This window comes from Tropicibacter sp. Alg240-R139 (assembly GCF_900537075.1).
GTDB lineage: Bacteria > Pseudomonadota > Alphaproteobacteria > Rhodobacterales > Rhodobacteraceae > Falsiruegeria.
In genome coordinates, this window is record NZ_UNRA01000002.1 from 330,711 (window position 1) to 355,111 (window position 24,401).

At 60.1% G+C, this 24,401-nt stretch carries 22 protein-coding genes; 8 read left to right on the forward strand and 14 right to left on the reverse strand.

Annotated elements, in window-relative coordinates; genetic code table 11:
• Positions 1-23 precede the first annotated feature (23 nt).
• Positions 24-2,066 (reverse strand): molybdopterin-dependent oxidoreductase, encoded by a 2,043-nt coding sequence (locus G6R15_RS09290; protein WP_164659589.1) that lies wholly within the window; start codon positions 2,064-2,066, stop codon positions 24-26.
• 169 nt (positions 2,067-2,235) lie between these two features.
• On the opposite strand from G6R15_RS09290, the gene G6R15_RS09295 reads away from it, so the two are divergent.
• The gene (locus G6R15_RS09295) at positions 2,236-3,096 is read left to right on the forward strand and encodes a 2-dehydro-3-deoxygalactonokinase (protein WP_164659590.1); all 861 of its coding nucleotides are present in this window, start codon (positions 2,236-2,238) and stop codon (positions 3,094-3,096) included.
• A 51-nt stretch (positions 3,097-3,147) separates the two neighbouring features.
• On the forward strand, positions 3,148-3,552 hold the full coding sequence (locus G6R15_RS09300; protein WP_164659591.1) for a thioesterase family protein: 405 nt from the start codon (positions 3,148-3,150) through the stop codon (positions 3,550-3,552).
• Here the strand turns inward: G6R15_RS09300 and gph are convergent.
• Positions 3,534-4,190, reverse strand: coding sequence for a phosphoglycolate phosphatase (gph, locus tag G6R15_RS09305; RefSeq protein ID WP_164659592.1), 657 nt, complete (start codon positions 4,188-4,190; stop codon positions 3,534-3,536). The two genes, G6R15_RS09300 and gph, sit on opposite strands and share 19 nt — an antisense overlap.
• Positions 4,191-4,502: 312 nt before the next feature.
• Here gph and hemP point away from each other — a divergent pair, with 312 nt between their 5' ends.
• A complete protein-coding gene (gene hemP, locus G6R15_RS09310) occupies positions 4,503-4,670 on the forward strand; it encodes a hemin uptake protein HemP (protein ID WP_164659593.1) in 168 nt (55 codons plus the stop codon).
• Positions 4,667-5,140: a hypothetical protein gene (locus tag G6R15_RS09315; RefSeq protein ID WP_164659594.1), complete on the forward strand. Its 474-nt coding sequence runs from the start codon at positions 4,667-4,669 to the stop codon at positions 5,138-5,140. The genes hemP and G6R15_RS09315 overlap by 4 nt, the downstream gene beginning before the upstream one ends.
• 66 nt (positions 5,141-5,206) lie before the next feature.
• Here G6R15_RS09315 and G6R15_RS09320 read toward each other — a convergent pair whose 3' ends face one another.
• From G6R15_RS09320 to G6R15_RS09355, 8 genes are all read right to left on the reverse strand, one after another.
• Positions 5,207-8,269 carry an aminotransferase class III-fold pyridoxal phosphate-dependent enzyme gene (locus tag G6R15_RS09320; protein ID WP_164659595.1) on the reverse strand — a complete coding sequence of 1,021 codons (3,063 nt, stop codon included), beginning with the start codon at positions 8,267-8,269 and terminating at the stop codon, positions 5,207-5,209.
• 88 nt (positions 8,270-8,357) lie between these two features.
• A complete protein-coding gene (locus G6R15_RS09325) occupies positions 8,358-9,230 on the reverse strand; it encodes an NAD(P)-dependent oxidoreductase (protein ID WP_164659596.1) in 873 nt (290 codons plus the stop codon).
• Between the two features lie 106 nt (positions 9,231-9,336).
• Positions 9,337-9,726, reverse strand: a complete 390-nt coding sequence (cueR, locus tag G6R15_RS09330) for a Cu(I)-responsive transcriptional regulator (protein WP_164659597.1) — start codon at positions 9,724-9,726, stop codon at positions 9,337-9,339.
• A 10-nt stretch (positions 9,727-9,736) separates the two neighbouring features.
• Entirely contained in the window at positions 9,737-12,214 is a 2,478-nt protein-coding gene (locus G6R15_RS09335) for a heavy metal translocating P-type ATPase (protein WP_164659598.1), read from the reverse strand.
• Positions 12,215-12,528: 314 nt separating this feature from the next.
• Positions 12,529-13,290, reverse strand: coding sequence for an SDR family oxidoreductase (locus G6R15_RS09340; RefSeq protein ID WP_164659599.1), 762 nt, complete (start codon positions 13,288-13,290; stop codon positions 12,529-12,531).
• Positions 13,287-14,219, reverse strand: a complete 933-nt coding sequence (locus tag G6R15_RS09345; RefSeq protein WP_164659600.1) for an SDR family oxidoreductase — start codon at positions 14,217-14,219, stop codon at positions 13,287-13,289. Before G6R15_RS09345 ends, G6R15_RS09340 begins: the two co-directional genes overlap by 4 nt.
• A complete protein-coding gene (locus G6R15_RS09350) occupies positions 14,216-15,118 on the reverse strand; it encodes a bile acid:sodium symporter family protein (RefSeq protein ID WP_164659601.1) in 903 nt (300 codons plus the stop codon). Before G6R15_RS09350 ends, G6R15_RS09345 begins: the two co-directional genes overlap by 4 nt.
• The gene (locus G6R15_RS09355) at positions 15,115-16,434 is read right to left on the reverse strand and encodes an NAD(P)/FAD-dependent oxidoreductase (RefSeq protein WP_164659602.1); all 1,320 of its coding nucleotides are present in this window, start codon (positions 16,432-16,434) and stop codon (positions 15,115-15,117) included. The genes G6R15_RS09350 and G6R15_RS09355 overlap by 4 nt, the downstream gene beginning before the upstream one ends.
• Before the next feature lie 78 nt (positions 16,435-16,512).
• On the opposite strand from G6R15_RS09355, the gene G6R15_RS09360 reads away from it, so the two are divergent.
• The gene (locus G6R15_RS09360; protein ID WP_164659603.1) at positions 16,513-17,154 is read left to right on the forward strand and encodes a TetR/AcrR family transcriptional regulator; all 642 of its coding nucleotides are present in this window, start codon (positions 16,513-16,515) and stop codon (positions 17,152-17,154) included.
• A 15-nt stretch (positions 17,155-17,169) separates the two neighbouring features.
• Here G6R15_RS09360 and G6R15_RS09365 read toward each other — a convergent pair whose 3' ends face one another.
• Together G6R15_RS09365 and G6R15_RS09370 are read right to left on the reverse strand one after the other, a co-directional pair.
• Entirely contained in the window at positions 17,170-17,787 is a 618-nt protein-coding gene (locus tag G6R15_RS09365) for a pyridoxamine 5'-phosphate oxidase family protein (protein WP_164659604.1), read from the reverse strand.
• Between the two features lie 10 nt (positions 17,788-17,797).
• Entirely contained in the window at positions 17,798-18,277 is a 480-nt protein-coding gene (locus G6R15_RS09370) for a nuclear transport factor 2 family protein (protein WP_240336715.1), read from the reverse strand.
• Positions 18,278-18,561: 284 nt separating this feature from the next.
• Between G6R15_RS09370 and G6R15_RS09375 the strand changes: the two genes are divergently transcribed.
• Positions 18,562-19,137 (forward strand): TetR/AcrR family transcriptional regulator, encoded by a 576-nt coding sequence (locus G6R15_RS09375; protein WP_164659605.1) that lies wholly within the window; start codon positions 18,562-18,564, stop codon positions 19,135-19,137.
• A 21-nt stretch (positions 19,138-19,158) separates the two neighbouring features.
• Here the strand turns inward: G6R15_RS09375 and G6R15_RS09380 are convergent, their stop codons facing one another.
• Together G6R15_RS09380 and G6R15_RS09385 are read right to left on the reverse strand one after the other, a co-directional pair.
• On the reverse strand, positions 19,159-21,300 hold the full coding sequence (locus tag G6R15_RS09380) for a 3-hydroxyacyl-CoA dehydrogenase NAD-binding domain-containing protein (RefSeq protein WP_164659606.1): 2,142 nt from the start codon (positions 21,298-21,300) through the stop codon (positions 19,159-19,161).
• A gap of 15 nt (positions 21,301-21,315) precedes the next feature.
• Complete coding sequence (locus G6R15_RS09385) at positions 21,316-22,524, reverse strand: acetyl-CoA C-acetyltransferase (RefSeq protein WP_164659607.1); 1,209 nt, start codon at positions 22,522-22,524, stop codon at positions 21,316-21,318.
• Positions 22,525-22,622: 98 nt separating this feature from the next.
• Here G6R15_RS09385 and G6R15_RS09390 point away from each other — a divergent pair, with 98 nt between their 5' ends.
• Complete coding sequence (locus G6R15_RS09390; RefSeq protein ID WP_164659608.1) at positions 22,623-23,624, forward strand: AraC family transcriptional regulator; 1,002 nt, start codon at positions 22,623-22,625, stop codon at positions 23,622-23,624.
• A 130-nt stretch (positions 23,625-23,754) separates the two neighbouring features.
• Positions 23,755-24,348: a YceI family protein gene (locus G6R15_RS09395; protein WP_240336716.1), complete on the forward strand. Its 594-nt coding sequence runs from the start codon at positions 23,755-23,757 to the stop codon at positions 24,346-24,348.
• Positions 24,349-24,401: the final 53 nt, after the last annotated feature.

The following is a 24,401-nucleotide window of genomic DNA, read 5'->3' on the forward strand; positions in this document are numbered from 1 at the left end:
CAGGGAGCTAGGCAAATACTGCCCTAGCTGCATTTCACATCCACAAAGGTTTCATTGTAACAGGCGCCGTCTTCAATATCGGTACGGATGCCAGAAGGGATCAGCGCGTTGGCGGTCAGGCCGGTTTTCGACGTGGCCCGCCAGGTGCCTTTGGGACTGTAGAGCACACCGGGGCGGGTGGCGTCTGTGACTGAGAGGGTGAATGTCACCTCTCCCTGTCCATTGAATACCGTGACCTCTGCCCCGTCCTGCAACTCCAGATCGCGGGCGTCGGTCGGGTTCATCTCGACCACTTCTGGCCCAAGGCTGTCGGCGTGCCCGCCAAAGGTGGCGTTGGTGCGCTTGGCCGAGGACGGCGTGATCAGGGCAAAGCGTCTGCTTTGCGGCACGGGTTCAAATCGCGGAACGCCATAGCCAAAGCGGTTCTCCAGATCCTGACTGAACAGCTCGATCTTGCCGCTTGGCGTGGCGGGATGAACCGTGTCGCACATGATCATGTCGGTGCCGCGTTGGGTTTTCATGCCGATGGCCCGATCCACAGCGATTTCGCTGGGGCGTTTGCCATCTAGCTGGGGATGCGCCCCATCCATGGCCTGATCCATCAGATCGCGGTCGCTGGCCAGAAATTCTGGTCCGTCAAAGCCGAACTTCGCGGCCAGCCGCCGGAAGATTTCTGTGTTGGGCAGGCTTTCCCCCACCGGCGGAATGACCGGAGCGGCGCGTTGCAAATAGTTCTGCCCATAGGCGCCAAAGATGTCGTCATGTTCGAAATGGGTACAGGCGGGCAGGATCACGTCGCACAGCATCATGGTGTCGGTCATTGCCACATCGCAGCCGGCCACAAACAGATCCTCGCGCATCAACGCTTGGATCATGTTTGCCTGATCGGGATGGGTTGCCACCGGGTTGTGATTGTAGATCAGCGTTGCCTTGATCGGCGTATCCAGTGTGTCGTCCTGCAGTTTCTCGGCCACGTCGACGATGTTGAACACCCGTGTCCCGTCGGGGATCAAATGCGTACCTTGCAGGATGTCCGTGGTCTTGGGCACCGACAGGCCAGATTTGGCAATGACGCCTGCGCCCAAACGCCCATGCTGGCCGGTCAACGCTTGCAGTGCCATCGCGGCCCGCAGGCCAGAACCACCCGAGCGGCCCCGCTCCATCCCGTTGCCGAGCGAGGTGGCCATCTTGTCTGCTGCCACGATCCAATCGGCCAACTGATGGAACTGTGCGGGTGAGATGCGACAGGTCGTTTCGACGTCCTCGACCGAATAGGCCCGCGCCTGATCCATGTAGGCGTCAAACCCCACGGTCCAATCTGTAATGAACTTGGTATTCAGGGCATTGCGCCGTTCAAGCTCGGCGGCCAGCGCCATAGCTAAAATCACATCCGTACCGGGGTGGACATGGACGTGCATGTCCGCCTGTTCGGCCTGCTTGATCCGCTTGGGGTCGATGACCACCACGCGGGCGCCGGTGCTGCGCGCCTCTTTCAACACGCGCGTCATGTGAAGGTTCGACACGGTGACGTTGTTGCCCCAGACCAGGATCAGATCGGCATGCACCGCCTGTTCTGGCGGCATCCCCGGTGCCGCGCCATAAAGGCTGCTGTAGGCGGTGCCCCGCACCGCGCCACACAGCGGGCCGCGATTGAGCAAGGACGCGCCGAGTTTGTAAAAGAACCGTCGGTCCATTGAGCCGCCCGCCAGTTCCCCATGCGGACCTGCGTAGTTGAAGGGCAGGATCGATTGCGGCCCGTGTTCGGCAATCGCCGCAGAAAATTGGTCGTGAATGATGTCCAACGCCTCGTCCCAGGTGATGCGCTCGAACTGCCCACTGCCGCGTGGACCGGTGCGTTTCATAGGGTGGGTCAGACGTTTGTCGCCATGCGCGAAATCGGGATAGGCCCGCGTGACTTTGTTGCAGATCACACCCGCGGTGTAGGGGTTCGCGTCCGAGCCTTTGACCTGCGTGATCTGGTCGCCCTCGACCGTGACGTTCAGGCTGCAGGTGTCGGGGCAATCCAGCGGGCAGACACTGGGGCGGATTTGGGCGTGTTGGGTCATGACAGGGTCCGGGCGTTGCGGTGTTTGACTTATGATAGCGCTGTCGTTTGGTTGTTTAGAACAGCCAAAATGGCGAAATCTGACCGGACCAATTGAGTTGATTTGGGTGGGATGTGGCAGGCCCGCGCGGAATCCGTTATGGCAACGTGACCCCAAAGCAGGAGCAGACATGGACACCTCGCCCGAATGGATCGCAATCGACTGGACGCCTGTACGTAGACGGGCCTGGGCTATGCGCGGGGATACGGTGCTAGACACGGTCACACAGATCGGCCCGGTCGAGGCCTCGCGCCCTGCCGAGGCCTTGTTGGACCTGATCTCGGGCTGGCTGTCTGACACACCCATTGATGTATTGACCTGCGGCACGCTTGGCCCGGTCGGGATGTCGGTGCCTTGCGAGCCGCTGTCGGATGGGGCCTGGTCGGTGGACGTTGGCGACGCGCGGGTGCGTCTGCGTGGGGTGTCCGGCTTGCGCCAGAAACAGCCCGTCGACCTGATGCAGGGGGACGAGACTCGCGTGGCAGGATTCTTGTCGCTCAACCCGGATTGGGACGGTGTGATCTGTGTTCCCGGTGAACACAGCCGCTGGATCCACGTCAGCGCCGGTGAAATTGTGAACTTTCAGACCTTTATGACGGGTGTTGTTGCGGCCACCTTGCTGGATCGCGCCGTGCCTGATGCCCGCGCGGCCCGCGTGGACAGCGCGACATTTGCCGAAGCCGTGGATGACGCCATCGCCAAGCCCGAACGGGTTATGGCGCGGGTGCATTCCATTCATGCCGAAGCGGTGCTAGATGGGCTGGAGCCCGAGATCGCCCGCGCGCGTCTACTCGGCGGGCTGATCGGCTCGGAACTGGCGGCGGCGCGTCCTTTCTGGCTGGGTCAGCAATTGGCCGTGGTGGGCGAGGGCGAGCTGGCGCAGCTTTATGTCGATGCTCTGGCTGCGCAGGGCGCGCCGGCAGCGCTGGCGGATGAGCCGCGCGTGACGCGGGCCGGGTTGGCAAGTGTTTGGCGCAGTTTGGCCTCTTGAGCATGGTGTGAAAACACCCGACAGTGCGCATCAACATACAGGAGCAACCCTTTGGCCTTTGACGTCCAGATCCCGGTTCGGTTCAAACATTGCGACCCTGCGGGTATCGTGTTCTTTCCGCGCTATTTTGAGATGATCAATGATGTCGTCGAGGATTGGTTCGCGCAATCCCTTGGCGTCCCGTTCGAAGTTCTCGTCAAGGAAAACGGCGCACCCACGGTCGAGATTTCGGCGGCGTTCACCGCACCGAGCCTGCACGGTGATGTGCTGGATTTCCGTCTGACGCCGACGCGATTGGGGCGATCAAGCGTGAGTTATGAAATCATCGCGCAGTGTGGCGAGGAGCTGCGTCTGAAATGCTCGGGCACTTTGGTTCACATCCAACGACTGGGGAAATCTGTGCCTTGGCCTGACGGCATCCGCGACCGTATCGAGGCTCAGCTACCGAGCAGCTGATCCACGGCAGCGATCAGGCCGGCGCTGTCATCAAAGGTCGCGGTATGGGGCAGTTCGGCCACAGGCGTTTTGCGGTAACCGCTGGTGAACAGAAGAAACGGCACGCCCGCGCGTTGGGCAGTCTCGGCGTCCACCTCACTGTCGCCCACAAAGATGTGCTGTCTTGGACCCAGCGAATCGAATGCGGTCTGCAATGGAGCAGGGTCTGGCTTGCGTTTGGACAGGCTGTCGCCCCCTATCACTACATCAAAGTACCGTTCCAGATTGAACATCTTCAATTCGTGGCGGGCCGACGCTTCGGGCTTGTTGGTGCAGATACCCATTTTAAGCCCACGCGCCTGAAAGGTATCAAGCGCGTCGATGACCCCAGGATAAACGGCAGTCAACGCTGACGAGGATTGATTGTAATGCGCAAGCGTGGCTGCGGTTAATTCGGTGTGACGGTCCATGTTCAGCCCAACGTGCCGGATCACAAGGCCTGTTAGGTGCAGTATTCCATGACCAACAAACGAGGTCACTGTAGCCTGCTCCAGCGATTCGTACCCTTCGTCCGCCAGCATGGCGTTGACGGCGGCGGCAATGTCCGGCGCGCTGTCGATCAGCGTGCCGTCCAAGTCAAAAACGATGCTGGCGGTCATGCGTGATCTCCCTTGTTCGAGCCTTGAGTGACAGGGTCGCGACGCCAGTGCAAGGGGGGGACGCGCGCGGTCTTCTACAGGTGCAAAAATGTTCACTTGACATACCTTACTATTTTTATCAGATTATATTTCAACACCCACAGCCAACCCAAGTTGCCAACCTGCTTTGCAAAGGGTCAGCCAATATCGCAACCCAGTCTGATCTCTGGTTCGCTACATGCACAGCAATGAATTCACATGTCTGATTCCCCTAGCCCGGACACACGTCCTAGCCACCCCCCGTATCCAGTCCTCAGCTCAGGAGATGATCCAATGAACGCGCAGACTTCTACTCCGACACTCGGCTATCCCGTTTCCCTGTTGCCCGCCCACAAGGCCGAAGAACTGACCAAGGGCGGCAATCTGGCCCACATCGAACTGGGCGATCAGCTTTATACCCTGCGGATCACCCGCGCGGGCAAATTGATCCTGACGAAATGAGCGGCACACCTCGGGGCGGGGCGGCCGTTGGCCGTCTCGCCGACCTGGCCCCCGTCGAAGCAGGCGCGGTGATGTATTTGCGGATGTGGAGCGACAGCGCCCATTCCCGCGCTGATGCTGCCAGCGATTTTGACCTCGCCTTGGGGCGGGGCCTTGGCAAATCAGCAATGTCCAATCTGGAGCAGATTTGTGCGCTGTGTGCCTCACACGGGCGACGCCCGCTGATACGTCACGGGCTTGGGTGTTCCTATTTGGGTGCGGATGAAAGCTGCTTCGCGCAGATGATCGGCGCGGCCGCAGATGGTCAGCGCGAAGACGCCATGATGATTGCAGCTTTGATCGTGCGACCAGATTTTGCGCCCTCGCTTGCGGCCCTGTCCGAGCAATTCGGGCTGGCCCTGCGGCGCATGACCCTTCCGTTTCAAACCGGGCGGGTGACTCATTCCCCCTCGCCATCAGTGTTACACTGACAGCATCAAATCCTTTTCATAAAGCTATAGTCGCCCCGGTCCTCCCTCAGGTCCGGGGCAATTTTGTCAGCAGCACCCGCAACCGTGATGATGGTGCTCATGCCCGCATTCGCGCGCGGGCTCAAAATCGCCGACCTCTGACAGCACCTGATCCAGTGCCCAGAGGATCATCTCGACGTCGTCTGCCGCGATGGTCAGCGGCGGGCGGATCTTCAGGATGTTGTCCTTGGGCCCTTCGCTGCCGATCAAGATGCGGTGACCGCGCATCCGGTTCTTGACGTATTTGCAGATCTCGGTGCCCTCAGTGCCGTCCGGGTTGATCAGCTCAACCCCCAGAAACAGGCCGAAGCCGCGCACATCGCCAACGCTGTTGTATTTGGCCTCTAGCGTCTTGAGACCCGTCATCAGCGTGTCACCCATCTGGCGGGCATTGTCCTGCAAGCCTTCATCATCGACAATATCCAGCACCTCTTTGCCGATCCGGCACGACAGGGTCGAGCCGCCAAAGGTGGAAAAGAACTCGATCCCGTTGTCAAAGCTTTGCGCGATTTCCTTGGTCGTGACCAGCACACCAAGCGGATGCCCGTTGCCGATGGGTTTGCCCATGACCACGATGTCGGGCAGGGCGCCTTGATGTTCGAACCCAAAATAATGCTCACCCAAACGGCCCAGTCCGGTCTGCACTTCATCAGCCACGCACACCCCCCCCGCAGCGCGGATTTTGTCGTAGACCGCAGGCAGGTAGCCCTTGGGGGGAATGATCTGTCCCCCGACCGAGGGGAAGGTTTCCGCGATGAACCCGGCCAGCCCCTGACCGCGCTCTTGCAGGGCCTCGATGGCTGGATCAACCAGATCGGCAAACTTCTGTGCCCGATCGGGATCGTCCCGTTTGAAGCTGCCGCGATAGTCGTCGGCCACTTCGACCAGTTCTACCCAATCCGCCTGACCCACGCCGCCCGGCTTGTTGAACTTGTAGGCCGAGATCGCGACAGCCGCATTGGTGTTGCCGTGATAGCCGTGATCCGGTGTCACGATCCCCTTGTTGCCGGTGTGTGCCCGCGCCAAACGCAAGGCCAGCTCGTTCGCCTCGGTCCCGGAATTGACGAAGAAACAGACCTCTAGATGATCGGGCAGCTTCGACAGTACCTTGTCAGCAAAGGCCGTCTGCGCCGGGTGCAGATAGCGGGTGTTTGAATTCATTCGCTTCAACTGATCCGCCGCGACCGCCTGAATGCGCGGGTGCGCGTGGCCCACGTGCGGGACGTTGTTGTAGGCGTCCAGATAGGGTCGCCCCCATTCATCGAACAGGTGATGTTTCCAACCACGCATCAGCATCACCGGATCGTCATAGGTCAGGCTCAGGTTGCCGCCGAAATGATCCTGCCGTCCTTGCAGGATATTGGTTTTGTCGGTCGGTTGATAGAGAACCTTGTCATCGGCCAAGTTCAGCATCGCCGCTGGATTGGGGCAGACCTTGTGCCACAGATACATTTCGTCCGGGTCGCCGACACCGGGCCAATCGGCCTCCATCCCGTCGGTGGTCAGGGCCAGTTGGAAATGCACATGCGGTGCCCAACCGCCGTTGTGAGTGTGATCGCCGAGCCGGGCAAAGGCCGACCCGCGTGCCACCGGATCACCCGGTTTCATCCGGTCACAGATCTCGGGATCAAGATGGCCATAAAGTGTATAGAATGCATCACCCTCGGGGGTTTCGTGATGCAGGATCACCACGCCGCCATAATCTAGATGCCCGGTGCGGTTCTCGACCACTTCGACCCGCCCGCTCATCGGGGCGTAAAGCGTCGTACCCGCTGGGGCAAAGACATCGACCGCCAAATGCACGGTGCGCCGGTCGCTGGCTTTCCACGGCCCCTTGCGGAACCCAGGTTCAGCATAAATCAGGCGCGGCTCGCTGTAGTAGCCCAGCCACCAGTCGGAGCCAAATTCCTCGCCGACACGCGCGGCTTCTTCCAACGGCATGTGAAACGGGTTCTGTGGCCAGGTGGAGTTCTCGACCGAGAGCGAGCCCATCGGCACGTCGCTTAGATCGCGCCCAAAGAGATCGGCAAAATCGCCCCGGTGATCCTCCAGATAGGCGTGAACCCGGTCGGCCCCGTCGGTCACGGGCAGGTAGCATGCAGTCCGAAGGCGGGCTGGCATCAGCCCGCCGTTGACAGCATCATTCTCAAGGAACCGCCAAGCGGGGGCTTGGCTGATGGTGACGTATGGATCGTCAGGGTTTTCAACCGCCATCAGGGTCGAGTTCACCACCGATACCGCCAGTCGCATCCGCAACAGCGGCCAGATCAGATCGACCTCTTGCGTGCTCAGGCGCCCTGCGGCGTGATAGCCTTGAACCAGACTGGCAATTGCGGCCTCGGGGTTCTGGTGGTCCAAAACGATGTAAGCGCCCGCAATCGCCAGATCGCAGATACGTGGGGCTGCGCACATGTCACCCAAGTCAATCAGGCCTGAAATCTGCTTGAGGTCGCCCAATTTGCCGTCGACCAGGATGTTGTAGTCATTGGCGTCATTGTGGATGGCCTGCTTTGGCAGCGCTTCCAGTGCGGGTTTGATGGCGATAAACGCGTCCACGATCTCGCCCAGCAAAGCCCGGCGTGTGGGATCTTTGACCGCATCCAGGTCGCCAGCGATCCAATCACCCTGCATCAGGTTCCATTTGAAATCCCGCTCAAGCCCGTCGTGCTCGAACTCCTTGAGCGCCCGCCCGGTGGCCCCTAAAACGCGGCCCAATTTAACGATCAGGTCCAGCGGCTTTGGGTTGCACTTGGCGTAACACTCGCCCGGCAGCCGTTCGAGAAGCCAGGCGAGACGCAGCTGGCCGCTCTCATCTGCAATCTCTGGCAACAGCGCGCCTTCGATTGTCGGGAATACCTTGGGGAACGGCAGTCCTGGCGCGGCCTGGGCGATGTGCTCCAAGGCCTTGACTTGCATGTCGACCAGTCCAGGGGCACAGCCTGCGCGCATGACCTTGAGCACATAGTCCTGCCCGTTGGTGGCGCGCGCCAGAAAGTTCAGGTCATATTCGCCGTCCAGCCGCTCCAGCTTGGCCTCATGACCCCAATGTTTGCGCAGGGCAGCAGCCCAGAATTTTAAATCCACGCTCATGTTTCGCGCCTTCCTTGGGCAACTTCACCCTTTCAAAAATATTCCGGGGGAGTCGCAAAGCGACGGGGGCAGAGCCCCCAGTCCGGTTTCAGTCCAGCGCCTTCAGGCGTTTGAACAGCGATGAGGTGTCCCACCGACCCCCGCCCATCTTCTGAACGTCCTTGTAAAACTGATCGACCAGAGCGGTCACCGGTAGCGAGGCGCCATTCTCTTCCGCCTCGTCCAGGCAAATCCCCAGATCCTTGCGCATCCAGTCGACGGCAAAGCCATAGTCGAAATGATCGTCCAACATGGTCTCGTGCCGGTTCACCATCTGCCAGCTGCCCGCAGCGCCTTGACTGATCACCTCGACCACCGCGCGACCATCAAGGCCAGATTTTTCGGCAAAATGCAGCGCCTCGGACAGGCCTTGTACCAGACCGGCGATGGCGATCTGGTTGGCCATCTTGCAGCGCTGGCCAGCGCCCGCCTCGCCAATGCGGCGGCAGATCTTGGAATAGACCTCCATCACCGGCAGGGCGATGTCATAAGCGGCCTGTTCGCCGCCACACATGATCGACAAGACGGCATTCTCGGCGCCTGCCTGACCGCCCGAGATCGGGGCATCGACAAAGGACAGGCCCGCCTGAGATGCAACCGCACCGAGCTCTTCGGTGACTTTGGCCGAGACGGTGGTGTGGTCGACAAAGATCGCATCCGGTTTCATGGCGGCAAAGGCACCATCCGCGCCGGTGCAGACCATGCGCAGGTCATCGTCGTTGCCAACGCAGGCCATGACCAGATCGGCACCCTTTACGGCCTCGGCAGGGGTGACACCCAATGCGCCGCCGTGCTTGGCGACCCAGGCCTCGGCCTTGGCTGTGGTGCGGTTGTAAACAGTGACGGAATGCCCGGCGGTTTGCAAATGGCCAGCCATGGGATAGCCCATGACCCCCAGGCCCAGGAATGCGACGTTTGCCATAGTGATGATCCTCTCGGCTGCGCGACCGCTTTCCCCCCGGGAACTGCTGTGTCGCTATTGCGCAGAGACAAATCAAAGCTGGCGGCGCAGGGCAACCCCCGTTTGTTCAACTGCTGCTGCCAAGGTCCCGCAGGATCGGGCAATCAGGGCGATCATCGCCTGCACAACAGTCGACCAGATGGGTCAGCGTATCGCGCATGGCCTGCAGATCGGTGATCTTTGCCTCTATCTTGGCCAGATGCGATTTTGCCACCCGTTTGACATCTGAACTGGCGCGGGTTTCATCCTCGTAAAGGGCCAGTAGGGTCCGGCAATCTTCGATGGTAAACCCTAGGGTCCGCGCGCGGCCTAGAAAGGTCAGCTTGTGCAGGTCTTGCTCGCGAAACTGGCGATAGCCGTTGTCGCTGCGACCCGGCACGACAAGGCCGATATCCTCGTAGTAGCGGATGGTTTTGGGCGGCAGGCCGGTGCGGGTGGCGACGTCTCCGATGTTCATGGCTGACTTCTCATTCTGCGGGGGCGGGGTTGAGTTTTACCGCGCCAGCATCCGTTGATGTCGACCGGCCCACAAATCGCAACCGCAGGGCGTTGGTCAGGACAAAGACGCTCGACAGGGCCATAGCGCCTGCTGCCAGCATCGGTGACAAAAGCGGCCCGCCAAATGGGTAAAGAACACCGGCGGCCACCGGGATCAGCAATGTGTTATAGCCAAAGGCCCAACCCAGATTCTGACGGATGTTGCGCATTGTGTGGTGCGAGATTTCATATGCGTTGGTCACGCCGGACACGTCGCCCGACATCAGCACCACATCAGCAGCTTCGATAGCGATATCCGTACCGGTCCCGATAGCGATCCCCACGTCTGCCGAGGCCAAGGCAGGCGCGTCGTTGATCCCGTCGCCGACAAAGGCCACCGCGCCGAAGCGGCTGCGCAGATCACTCAGGGCGTTGACCTTACCGCCGGGCATGACCTCAGCCACCACATGATCGATCTGCAATTCAGCGGCGATGGCCTGCGCGGTCGCTGCATTGTCGCCGGTGATCATGGCGACGGTCAGCCCTTGGGCGTGTAGGGCAGCGATGGCATCGTGGCTTTGCGGCTTGATCGGGTCGGCCACCGCCAATGCGGCGGCGAGCCTGCCGTCGATAGCGACATAGAGCGGAGTTTTGCCCTTTGCGGCCAGCTCTTGCGCTTGCGGGGCAAGGGCGGACAGGTCGATGCCTTGACGCTCCATCAGGCGGTCGGCACCGATCAGGACCCAGTGCCCTTCGACCTGCGCCTTGAGGCCCAAACCGGTCAGCGATTCAAATCCGGTCGCTGTAGGCAGCGGGCCGGGTGAGGCCATCGTGATGGCCCGTGCTATGGGGTGCTCTGATGACGCTTCGGCAGCCGAGGCAAGGCGCAGAACCTCGTCGCGGGCAAAGCCCTCTGCCGTGATCAGGTCTGTCAGTTCGGGGCGTCCCATCGTCAATGTGCCGGTTTTGTCAAAGGCCAGGACGCGGGTGTTCTGCAACGATTGCAGTGCGTCGCCCTTGCGAAACAGCACACCCATTTCGGCGGCGCGCCCGGTACCCACCATGATCGAGGTCGGCGTGGCCAGACCCATGGCGCAGGGGCAGGCGATGATCAACACCGACACGCCGGCCACCAGCGCCATCGACATCGCCGGGTCAGGACCGAAGATCAGCCACACCAGCACGGTCAACGCAGCGGTCGCCAGCACGGCAGGTACGAACCAGGACGTGATGCGATCGACCATTCCCTGGATCGGTAATTTGGCGCCCTGTGCCTGTTCCACCATGGCGATGATCTGCGCCAGAACGGTGTCCGCTCCGACCTTGGTGGCTGTGACACGCAAGGCGCCGGTGCCATTCAAGGTGCCCCCGACGACCGCATCGCCGCTGGACTTAAGCACTGGAACCGGCTCGCCGGTGATCATGCTTTCATCTACATAAGTCTGGCCGTCCAGGGCGGTGCCGTCCACGGCGATGCGCTCGCCGGGTCGGACGTGCAGTATATCTCCGGTCACGATATCGGCGATGGGGCGTTCGGTGACTGTGTTACCCACCTCGACCCGCGCGGTCTTTGGTTGCAGACCGATGAGCTTGCGAATGGCAGCTCCTGTGCGGCCCTTGGCGCGGGCCTCGAGCAGGCGGCCGAAAAGGATCAGGACAATAATGACCGCCGCCGCCTCAAAATAAACATTGGCGGTGCCAGCGGGCAGCAGATTGGGGGCAAAGGTTGCAAGAACCGAAAACCCGTAGGCGGCCATTGTGCCAATCGCCACGAGGGCGTTCATGTCAGGGGCACCGCGGACCAGGGCAGGCAGGCCCTTGGCATAGAACATGCGACCGGGACCGATCAGGATCAGGCTGGTTAGGGTAAACTGGATCAGCTGACTTGCTTGCTGCCCGAGTGTTGCGTGGACCCAATGGTGAAATGCCGGGATCATTTGACCCCCCATCTCCAGCACAAAGACAGGCAGCGCCAACAGGGCGGCAATCAGGGTTTGGTGGGCGAGTAAGTGGATCTCTTCGGCTTTGCGATCCGTGACTTCGGACGTGTCATTTGCCGGTTTGGCCGCATATCCGGCTTGGGTTACCAATGCGGCCAGAGAGCTTGGATCGGTGACACCGGTCGCAAAGGTGACGCGCGCTGTTTCGGCGGCGAGATTTACGTTGGCCGAGATCACGCCGGGCGCAGCAAGCAATGCGCGCTCAACCCGCCCCACGCAGGAGGCGCAGCTCAGCCCTTCAACGTTCAACTGGATGTCTTGGGTTGCCAAGGGATATCCGCGGTCAGACAGGGCCGAGGCGATATTGGCCAGCGGCGCGTCGTGGCTGACCAGGACCGTTTCATTGGCAAAGTTCACGCGGGCCTGATCGACGCCGGGCAGAGTTTTTAACACGGCCTCTACCTTGCTAACGCATGAGGCACAGCCCATGCCGGTGATCTGTAACGTTGTGAGAGTGTGATGCGACATTTCCAAGGCCATACAATTCTTGAGTCGTACCCCAGATAAAGGTTCCAGTTAGGGGAAGGTCAAGTGGGCGTCTGGTATTTGTTTGCTGGCCAGATGTAATTTCTCCGTCTCCCAAGCTCTCCCGCCCGTCGTTGATGTTTCTGGCGAAACATCGCCTCCCGTTGGGCCGGGCCTCGCTACGCTCGGCGGTTGGCGATTGTGGCAAAACCTGGACTCCAAGCGAAACCGCGCTGGGCTGGCCCGGCGCTCGGCCCAAAGCCGTTAGCGGTGCTGACGCAGTCAGGATCGCTCGGGTGCGGGAGCCTCTCCTTCTCTTATCGTTGACCGTCGATTTGTCGCTCCATCAACCGCTGGAACAGGCGGGGCGACAGGCTGTTGACCCACCACGCGGCACGTGCAATTCGACCCACCGGGATCATAGGGCGAGCTTTGCGCAAGCCTTGCAGGATTTCTGCAGCCGCATCCTCGGGCGTCATATAGTCCATGCCGTCGGTGGCCGAGCCGGGCCGCGCAGTTCCGTCATCCTGCCGTTGATCATTGCCGATGTTGGTCGCCACGAACGAAGGCGCGGCGATCAGGGTGTGCACACCGTGTTCCTTTTCCTCTGACCTCAACGACTTGAAAAATCCCTCGAGCGCGTGTTTTGACGCGGCATAGGCGGTGCGGTGATAGAGCGGCGAGAACCCGGCCACGGATGAGATCGCCAGATGCGCGCCCTGGGCCGCGCGCACCGGGGCCAACAGGTGGCGGGCCATGGCAACGGCGGCGAAATAGTTGATCTCGAACACCTTGCGGTGACTGGCATCGTCGGTGGCGTCAAAGGCGCCGATCTGGGTGATGCCTGCGTTGTAGATGGCCAGATCGATCCGGGGGAACCGTGCGGTAATCTGGGCCATAGTGGCCGCAAGATGTTCTGCATCGGTCAGATCGCACTGCATTGGGATCTGGGTATCGGTTGCCTTAAGAGTCGAGATGCCCAGATCAATCAGGACGACCTGCCACCCTTCTGACTGCAGGGCAGCCGACAGAGCGCGCCCCAAACCACCGGCACCTCCGGAGATAACAGCTGTCTTCATTTGATGGCCTGCTTTCTCCAGAATTCAAACACTTCTGCGCTGGTCTTCTCGGGGGTGTAGCCGAACTCTGATTTGAGCGCGTCATTGGCTAATACGGGGCGGTATTGCAGAAACCGCACCTGCTCGGGGCCATATTGCGACAGACCCACGGGCCGCGCCACTGCCAGCGCCGCCTTGAGCACCCACGCGGGCAGCCGCAGGATCGGTTTGCCCAAGGCACGGGCAAGATCGGTGACCCCCATCGCGCCGTCGCCGGCCACATTGTAGATGCCGGTTGGCCCGTCAGTGGCAGCGCGCGCGATGACGCGGACCAGATCGCGGGTCCAGATAAAGACAAAGGGGCTTTCGCTACCTTGCACCGCCAGCAGCCGTGGTTTGTGAAACAGCGCGGTGATCTGGTTCTCAGTTCCTGCGCCCAATACAGTGCCTACGCGCAGAACAACCTGCTCTAACTGAGGCGCAATCTCGCGAGCCTCGGCCAGCATTTCCTCGACCTGGCGTTTGTGATCTGAATAGGGAAACTCGGCGTTTCCTCGCACCGGATCGCTTTCGCGCAAGGGCACTGAGTTGTCGGCGTGATAGCCATAGGCCGCGCCCGAAGAGGTCACCACCAGCCGTCCCACCCCATGTTTGACGCAGGCGTCCAGTACATTGCGGGTGCCGGTCACGTCGACCTTGTAGGCAAACGCACGGTCCGTGCCCTTTGGCGGGGTCACGATAGAGGCCAGATGCACCACCACATCCGGTTGCACCTTGGCGATCACACGCTCGGGATCACCCCCTGTGACATCCATCCGGGCGAAACTGACGCCATCGGGCAGCGGATCGGGCGGGGTCAGGTCGGTGGCAAAAAGCTGATGACCCTGAACTTCGGCCAGCAGCGCGCGCCCTACCATTCCCGCCGCGCCGGTCACAAGAATGCGGGTCATCGTTCTGCCTCGGTCCGTGACATGATGGCCGCCAGACCCAGCCCTGTGATTGCGTGCCAGATGCCCCAGAATGCGGCGACAACAGCCATGCCTCCAAGCCCGTTGAAAAACGCAAAGATAAGCACCAAGCCCAGACCTGAATTCTGGATGCCCGTCTCAATGGTCACAGCACGGCGGTTGAACGGGGACAGTCGCGCCAGAGTGGCCACAGCGTACCCGCCCCCCAAAGCCAGAGCATTGTGCACGATGACAAGCCCGGCCACGGCCCCGGCAAAAGCCAGAAAGAACCCCCAGTTGGCCGCCAAGGCGAGAACGATGAAAGCGATGAAGATCCCCATCGACAGGTACTGCAACGGTTTGCGCATTTGCCGCGTCAGATCAGGGCGGCGCAGGTTCAGTTGAATGCCCAGAACCAGCGGCAGGATCAGCATCAGACCGACTGTGATTGCGATCTGCACCGGGTCGATTTGCGTTTCCTGAAGGATCGCACGGGTGGGCTCATAAAGCCCGCCCCACAGTGCGATGTTGATCGGGGTCAGAACAAGGGCACCCACGGTGGCGAAGGCGGTCATCGATACCGACAGCGCAGCATTGCCGCCTGCCCGATGGGTGATGAAATTCGAGATGTTACCGCCCGGACAGGCCGCCACCAAAATCAGCCCCAAGGCAATAGAGGGGCTCGGATCAGTCAGTACGATCAAACAGAACGTCAGCACAGGCAACACAATGAACTGTGAACACAATCCAACGAGCAGCGGTTTCGGAGCTTGCCGCAGCCTGCGGAAATCCTCTGGTTTCAAGTCAATGGCGATCGAAAACATAACCACAGCCAGGATCGCGTTCAGCAAAGTTAGCGAACCGGGCGAGAAATTCAGCGTGATGTCATCAATGCCGGTCATGCCTTTGCCCCTTTGCTGAGCTTGGCAATCCAACCGGTGACGGCGTTGCGATAGGTGGCCTTGTCCACGTAATAGGCCATCCGCGCGAGTTGCAGATAGTTCATGCCACCCGTGGCGCGTTCAAACCCATCCGCCTTTTCGGACTTCAGCGATCCGGCCACCGGGCAGCCCGCCCTTAGACCTTTGATGTATCGCGCAATCATTTCGGCCTGCTCGTGGCGACCCTGCCAACCAAGACCGCTGGCCTCGACCATGCCCAAAACAAACAGGTCATCCCGCTTGGGATGCATCGCGTTCAGGTACAGATGCGGCGCATCGCCCTGCCAGTTCAGCAGATCGCGGTCGATGAACGGGTAGTACAGCTTGTACCCGGTCGCGGCCAGGATCATGTCATATTCGTCCGAGCTGCCATCGCGGAAATGCACCGTCTTGCCGTCCATCCGCTCAATATCTGCTCGGATGCGCAGATCCCCGTGGCCAGCGTGATAAAGCACCAGAGAATTCACCACCGGGTGACTTTCGTAAAGCTGATAGTCGGGCTTGGGAAAACCGTATTTTTGCGGATCGCCCACGAACCATTTCAGGATCATCCCATCGATCCGCCGCTTCAGCCACATAGGCAGTTTGATCAGCCCGCCCATGGTGTCGGCAGGTTTACCAAACACGTATTTGGGTACAAAGTAATACCCCCGCCGCATCGACAGATCGCAAAGCTTTGCATGGTGGATCGCATCCACGGCGATGTCGCAGCCCGAATTACCAGCCCCCACGATCAGCGTGCGCTTGCCGTCGAACTGGCTGGGATAGCGGTAGGCGGACGAATGGATCAGCTCGCCATCAAATTCACCGGGGAAGGTCGGCATGTTGGGTTCTGACAGGGTGCCGTTGGCGATCATGACGCCTGCAAACTCGGCCGTATGATCGCCATCGACGTCCCGCCAGGTGACGCGCCACCCATCACCTGGTCCCCCCAGTGGCTCGGTCTTCAACACTTCGGCGTTGAAGGTGTAGTGATCGCGCAGGCCGAAATGATCGGCGAAGGCACGGAAGTAGTTCCGCAAATCGCGGTGCGACGGATACTCGGCCACGCTCTCGTCCATCGGGAAGTCCGTAAACTCGGTCATGGTCTTGGACGAGATCAGGTGAGCCGTCTCGTACATCGTCGATTTTGGCCCGTCGATGTCCCACAGGCCGCCAACGTCCGAATGCAGCTCGAATCCGCAAAAGGGGATGTCGTGTTCCTTGAGCACCTTGGCCATGGCAAGCCCCATCGGGCCCGCCCCGATCAGGGCGTAAGCAGCGCGCGTTTCCGTCATGTGACCTCCCTAAGATAAAGCTTAACTTGAACGATCGTTCAAAATAAGGCAATATGTTTTTGCCAGCAGGGGATTTGCATGGAAAAACAACGCAAAAGGGCGTCGTCTGCCCGCTCGCTTCAGACCAAGGCCCGTATTCTGGATGCGGCGGAACTGGTGTTTGCTGAGCGGGGATTCGACGGTGCCTCGATCCGGGACATTGCGTCCTCGGCCGGGGTGCAGGTCGGTCTGGTGCATCATCATGGCGGCGGCAAAGAAGAGCTGTTTCACCAGACTGTGGCGCGGCGCGCAGATGAGCTGTCGCGGATCAGGCTAGAGGCGCTGGACGCGGCGCGGGGGCAGGGCGACCTGACCCTGCGCGTGGTTCTGGATTGTTTCATTCGGCCTTACGTGATGCTGGCGCGGACTGGTGGATCGCAATGGATGGCCTATGGCCGTCTGGTCGCCCACGTTTCGGTTGATCCCCGGTGGCGTGCAATTGCGGCCGAGTGTTTCGACCCTACAGCAGGGCAGTTCATCGACGAGATCGCGTGCCTCTATCCGCAAGCGGATCGGCAGTCGATCGCTGCCGGTCAGGTCTATTCGGTGTCGGCGATGCTGGCATTCCTGAACACCGGCTGGCGGATCGAAGCGCTCAGCCCCGGTGCTGCAGATGCAAAGGTGGATCAACTCATCGACTATTGCGCTGCAGGGATCGAAGTGATGTTGGAACGAGGATAACCCCTGATCAACTGCCTATGTGCTCGCAAGCTCCGCCTTTAATCGCTCATTCTCAGCCTTGAGTTGTGCAATCTCCAACCCAAGCTGGTTCAGATGCGGGCGCAGTTCGGCCTCGGTGTAGCGGGGCATGATGTGGCGCGGGCAATTCCAATCCAGCGCTTCGACCTTGATGATCGCGGCGCGTTCGGGTTGGGCTTCCGACCCTTCGATGAACAGGCTCGCGGCCGCCTGTTCGCCTTCGGTGAAGCTCACCCGGCCCAGGATTTTCAGACGGCGCTGGTTGGCGTAGTCCATCAGGATCATCGCCACCCGGTCGTCGCCATCCAAGTTCCCGCGCGAGATGTACTGGCGGTTGCCGCTTAAATCCGCAAACCCCAACGTGCTTTCCCCCAGCACCTTGAGAAACCCGGTGGGTCCGCCACGAAATTGCACGTAAGGCCAGCCGGTCTCGGACACGGTGGATTGATAGAACCCATCCCGCGCCTCGATGAACGCTTTTTCGGCTGGGCCAATCCGGTGGCCGCTCTGGGGGCCGTCTTTCAGGAATTTCTCATAGCTGCGGGCCGAACCCATGCGCTGCTGATGGGCGCGCACGGCGGGGGTAAAGGTCAGTTCTGCAAAGGCGCGGGGCATGGTTTTTCTCCTACAGGCCCAGATCGCTCAGGCCGGGGTGATCGTCGGGGCGGCGGCCAAGGGGCCAGTGAAACAGGCGATCTTCTTCCTTGATCGGGAGGTCATTGATCGAGGCATGACGATGCGCCATGCGCCCGTCGGCGGCAAATTCCCAGTTTTCGTTCCCGTATGAGCGGGCCCAATTGCCCTTAGTATCCCGCCATTCATACGCATAGCGTACCGCAATCCGGTTGCCGTCAAAGGCCCAAAGTTCTTTGATAAGGCGGTATTCCAGCTCTTTTTGCCACTTCCGCGTGAGGAAGGCATGGATTTGAGCGTGACCCACTGGGAAATCATGTCGGTTCCGCCAACGGCTGTCTTCGGTATAGGCAAGGGTCACCAGATCGGGGTTGCGGCTGTTCCAGCCATCTTCGGCCAGGCGAACCTTTTGGACCGCAGTTTCGTGGTCAAACGGGGGGAGAGGGGGGCGGGTCAAATCTTGGTCTTTCACGTCAGCGTCGCCACCAACAGCACGACGGCCAGCAGCGCGGGATTGAAGGGTGGAAGCTTTGATTTCTTGGGGCAGGACATCTGGAAGCTCCTTTTGTGTACCGATCTGTAAACTTTCACCCAATATGAACAGATCGGTAAACTTTGGCAAGCGGCCGACACAAACGATCGAGTAACGTTTAGGTGCCACAAGTGTTACTGTTTATAATCAATGGCTTGCCTGTTCCAATTTGCAATTCGTCCTGCGTCGACTATGTACAGACCGGTACACTTTGAGGACGAATCATGCGCCCCAGCAAGAAAGACGAGTTGGTCTCCAAGGCTTTGGAGGTGTTTTATCGCGATGGGTTTCATGCCACCGGCATGGACAAGCTGGTGGTCGAAACCGGGGTGTCCAAAACCTCGATGTACAAGCATTTCCGTACCAAGGAAGAGCTTATCCTGGCGGCGCTCGACCTGCGAGATACCAATTTCCGTACCTGGTTCCTGACCCGTGTGGCCGAACTGGCGGATACGCCCGAGGGGCAGTTGATCGCGGGCTTTGATGCACTGGCGGAGTGGTTCGAAGAGGACAACTATCGCGGCTGCATGTTCATCAAGGCGTGTTCCGAGTTTCAAGAGGTCGATCACCCGATCCACCAACAAGCCGCGCGGCACAAACAGATCCTGCTGGATCACCTGACCGGGCTGGCCCAGGCGGCGGGCGCAAAAGACCCGGACTGTCTGGGCAGTCAGATGCTGTTGTTGAAAGAGGGGGCGATTGTGTCGTCCGTTCTGATCAGCAGCGGTGCGCCTGCCCGCGATGCCAAGGCGGCGGCGCAGGTGCTGTTGGACAGCGCAGTGAAGCACCAGGCCGCCTGAGCGACGGCCTGGTCAAAGTTTCTAGGCAAACAGTTTTTGTTTTGATGCGTGCTGTTTCAGGATCTCTGGCGGGGCAAAGCGGTCGCCGTATTTGGCGGCTAGTTCTTCGCAGCGCGCGACAAACCGGTTCAGGCCATAGGTGTTCACGTACTGGATGTAGCCGCCCGTGTGGACCGGCGCACCGATGCCCAAAATGGACCCGACATTACCATCCGCGACCGAGCGCAGGACGCCCTCTTCCAGACAGCGCAGGGTTTCCAGCACGGCGCGGAACATCACACGATCCTGGATGTCCTGATCGGGCAGGTCGGTGCCTTCTTTTCGCCAGGCAGCCAGGCCGGGCCAGATTACCTTGCCCTCAGACGTGTAGTCATAAAGCCCCTTGCCAGTTGCCCGTCCATGACGGTCATGCTGGCTGACCAGTTCGTGAACCATTTTACGGGCTTCGGGCGTGGCTTCCTGCTCGGGGTCGAGCAGACCCATTTCCACCTGCGTGCCGTAGATGTCGTTGGCCAGTTTCAATTGCACTTCGTCCAACAGCGACAGCATTCCGGTTGGCATTCCGGTCAGGCGCGACAGGTTGTCGACGCGCAGCGGGTCTTGGCCTTCGGCGACCAGTTGCAGCGCCTCGAACATCTTGGTCGAGATGGTGCGCGAGGTGTAAAACCCCGTCTTGTCGCCCACGATGATTGGGGTCTTCTTGATCTGACGGGCAAAGTCAAAGGCGCGTGCCAGCGTCTCGTCCGAGGTCTTGTCGCCAGCGATGATCTCCAAGAGAGGCATCTTGTCGACAGGTGAGAAGAAGTGCAGGCCGACGTAATTGTCGGGCTTCTTCGACGCGGTCGCCAAACGGGTGATCGGCAAGGTCGAGGTGTTTGACCCCCAGAAGCCACCCTCTGCCAGCAGCTCCTCGTGCTCGGCCAGAACTGCGTTCTTGACGTCGATCTTTTCGAACACCGCCTCGATGATCAGGTCGCAGCCTTTCACATCGTCGGTCTTGTCCGTCGGCGTGATCAGCGCCAACACCGCGTCGCGCTGCTCGGGCGTCATGCGGCCTTTGTCGACGCGCTTGTTCAGCAGTTTCTCGGTATAGGCCTTGCCGCGTTCGGCCGCTTCCATGCTCATGTCTTTGAGCACGACAGGGATGCCTGCCATGGCAGCCGAATAGGTGATGCCTTGCCCCATCATGCCAGCCCCCAGCACGCCCAGACGTTCGACTGTGGAACGGGGGATGTCTTTGGGACGCGACGCACCGCCGTTGACCTTGTTCATGCCGAAAAACAGCGTCTCGATCATGTTCTTGGTCGGCGCCAGCGGCGTCAGCGAAGCAAAACGGCGGCTTTCGTACCGCTGTGCAGTGTCGAAATCAACCCGGCCCGCTGCCTCGGTCATGATGTCCAGAATACGCGTCGGTGCAGGCATCAGGCCGCGGGTTTTCTTGAACAGCATGGCGGCGGCCCCGGCGATGCGTGGCGCGTTCTTGGGCGAGGCCGAGGGGCCGCCGGGGATCTTGTATCCTTTGGTGTCCCAGGGCTGCGTCACGGCGGCTTCATCACCTTGCACCGATAGGATGTGTTCTTTGGCACGAGACAGCAACTGGTCGGGGGCCACGACCTCGTGGATCAGGCCAGCCTTGAGCGCCTTTTGCGGGTTTAGCTGACGCCCCTCCAGCAGGAAGGGCATCGCGCCCTCAAGGCCCAGCAGATAGGTCAGGCGCACGACGCCGCCGCCACCGGGCAGCAGGCCCAGGGTGACCTCGGGCAGGCCGATCTTGGTCCTGGGGTTATCACCGGCGATGCGATGGTTGCAGGCCAGGCAGATCTCGTACCCTCCGCCCAAAGCGGCGCCGTTGATGGCAGCTACCATCGGCACCGGCAGGTTCTCCATCCGGCGCATAACGGCCTTGGTGGCCTCGACCTGTTCAAACAGGTCGCCGACAGTGTCGGGTGTGATGCTTTTGAGCATGTTCAGATCACCACCGGCAAAGAAGGTCTCTTTGGCCGAGGTCCAGATCACACCCTTTAGGTCGTCTTCTGTTTCGATTTGGTCCATCGCGCCCTTGAAGAGCGGCCAAAACTGATCGTTCATCGCGTTGACGGGGCCGTCCATGTCCATGGTGATGGTGACGATTCCGTCGGCGTCCTTGTCATATGTAAATGCCATAAGTCTGGTCCTTCCTTACACGCGCTCGATCAGGGTCGAGATGCCCATGCCGCCACCGATGCACAGCGACAGCATCGCGCGTTTGGCGTCGCGGCGCTCAAGCTCGTCCAGCATGGTGGACACCAGCATCGCGCCGGTAGCGCCCAGAGGGTGACCCATGGCAATCGAGCCGCCATTGACGTTGGTGATCTCGTGGTCGATGCCCAGATCTTTCATATAGCGCATGGCGACCGAGGCGAAGGCTTCGTTGATTTCCCAAAGGTCGATGTCGTCCACGGTCAGACCGGCTTTATCCAGGCACTTTTGCGCTGCGGGGCCGGGGCCTGCGAGCATGATGACGGGATCAGTTGCGATCATGGTGGCCTGCACAATGCGGCCACGCGGGGTCAGTCCCAGATCCTTGCCCGCTCTTTCTGACCCGATCAGCACGGCGGCGGACCCATCGACGATGCCGGAGGAGTTGCCGGGTGTGTGCACATGGTTGATGCGTGCCACTTCGGGATATTTCGCCAGTGCCATATCGTCATAGCCATAACTGCCCATAGCCGCGAATGACGGGTTCAGCGCGCCCAGTTTCTGCATGTCGGTGCCTGGCTTGATGAAATCATCCTTTGCCAGAATGGTCAGGCCGCCTTCGTCTTTGACCGGAACAACCGATTTGTCGAACCAGCCGTTGTCGCGCGCATGGGCTGCGCGGCGCTGGCTTTCCACGGCATAGGCGTCCACGTCTTCGCGGGTGTAGCCGTCGATTGTGGCAATCAGGTCGGCGCCGATGCCTTGGGGTACGGCGAGCTGATCCATGATCATATCGGGATCCAAATACATCGCCCCCCCGACAGAACCCATGGGCACGCGGCTCATGGATTCGACGCCGCCCGCGACCATCAGGTCTTCTTGTCCGCTTGCGATCTTGGCGGCAGCGGTGTTCACGGCCTCCAGACCCGAGCCACAGTAGCGATCAAGCTGCACACCTGAGACGCTTTCGTCCCAATGCGCCGCCTGCACGGCGGATTTTGCGATATCGCTGCCTTGATCTCCGGCCGGAGAGACACAGCCCAACACCACGTCCCCCACCTGAGAGGTGTCAAGATCGTGGCGGCTCTGCATCTCGCGCAGCAGGCCCGCGGCCAGTTGAACGGGTTTGACCTCGTGCAGTGAACCATTGGCCTTGCCGCGTGAACGCGGGGTGCGGATGGCGTCGTAGATATAGGCGGCACTCGCCATGGGAATCCTCCTGATACAATTCACGACGCAGCGTGACAGGGCGGGACGAGGGCAACAATGATCTGGCGGTGCAAAAAATAGACATTAAGTTACAGGTCATGGCAGTTCAGATACCAGCGGCTTTTGTCGTCAACATGCTTGCAGGGGTCGAGCGGCAAGGGGTCGATCCCGTGGCTTTGCTGGTGCGCGCAGGACTGGGGCACCCGCCCCGAGATCTGAGTGTACCCGAGTTCGTCAAACTGGTGCGTACCGTCACCCTGACTCTTGATGACGAGTTGGCGGGGCTCCACCATCGACCGCAACGCGTTGGCTGGACGGCTATTATGGGGGCTTATGTCAGTCAGGCCGCGACGTTGGGCGAAGCTTACGAGCGCGCCGTTCACTTTATGGACCTGGGGGATAATTCCTTTCGTTACTGTTTGCGCCAGTCCGGCAACAACATGCTGTTTGATATGACACGCATTCCTGGCCGCGTGGTTCTGAATGAGGTCGCGATCGAGATGATCCTGATGCTGGTCAATCGCATGATGGCCTGGCTTGCGGGAAATCTGGGAACGATCAATCGGGCCTGGTTTGATTATTCGGCCCCTTCGTATGCTTGTAAGTATCGCGGTATGTTCCTGCGGGCGCCTCTGCAGTTCGATCAATCCAGCAGTGGGTTGGCGCTACCTGTCTCTTTGATGAAATTGCCCCTGATCCGCACCGAAGAACAGGCCATCGCTTATGCCCGCCGCACGCCGCTGGATGCGTTATTACCTATGGATGGGGCAACCGGCCTGTCGCTTGAGGTTTCAGTGATTGTTGACAGTACGCTCTCTAGCGAGGGGCGGCTGGCTGACATGGATGAGGTCGGGCACACGTTGGCCATGCCCAGCCATACCCTGCGACGCAGATTAAAAAAGGAAGGCGTGGATTATTCGGACATACGCAAACAGGTACGACGGGACATGGCGGTTCGATTGTTGGCGACAACCGAGTTGTCGGTGGAAGAGATCGCAAATCAAACGGGCTTTAGCGAAGCCAGCGCCTTTATCCGGGCCTTTCGATCCTGGACGGGAATGACGCCACGGGCCTATCGAACTTCTGGTGATTACAGATAATATTATTTAAATTGAATGCTTTACCGGAAATTTTCTATTTTCGGAAATTTTCTCCCGAATAAACATTGGGGTCCGCGCGTTTTCTTATCAATGCGCGCTCTGCGCTGGACCTATTCGAAGGGAGACACCCGTGAAGCACCTGACACGCCTTGCCACGGCGGCAACGTTGATGACCACACTGGCGACATTCGCCCATGCCGGAGGTCACGCCAATTGGACCGCGGTGCCGGATCAGTCCAGCCTAGCCTTTGGTTCGATCAAGAAAGACACGGTGGGTGAGGTGCATCACTTCGAGGATGTCACCGGCACTGTCAGCGAGGCCGGAGCCCTCGCGATTTCGATCAACTTGGGCTCTGTCGAAACCTACATCGATGTCCGCAACGAGCGGATGATCGAGCATGTGTTCAAGGCCGCTGACGCCAGGGCCACGCTGGCTGGTGATGTGGACATGGAGGCGCTGAACGCTTTGGAGGTGGGTGAGACGACGCTCACCGATTTTGAAGGCGTGTTGTCGTTGGGCGGCCGAGAGGCCGAGGTCGAGGCCGAGATTTTGGTCGCGCGTTTAACCGAAGATCGAGTGCTGGTGACAACCGCGAGCATGATCATGCTGTCGACCGCCGATCTGGGCATGGACCAGGGCATCGACACTTTGATGAAGCTTGCCAAATTGCCGGGCATTACACGGGTGACCCCAATCACGGTGCGCATGGTTTTTGAAAAGTAACGAGTGTGTGTTTTGTGTGCGAGCGGTGGCACGCGCTAATCGTGTCACTGTGC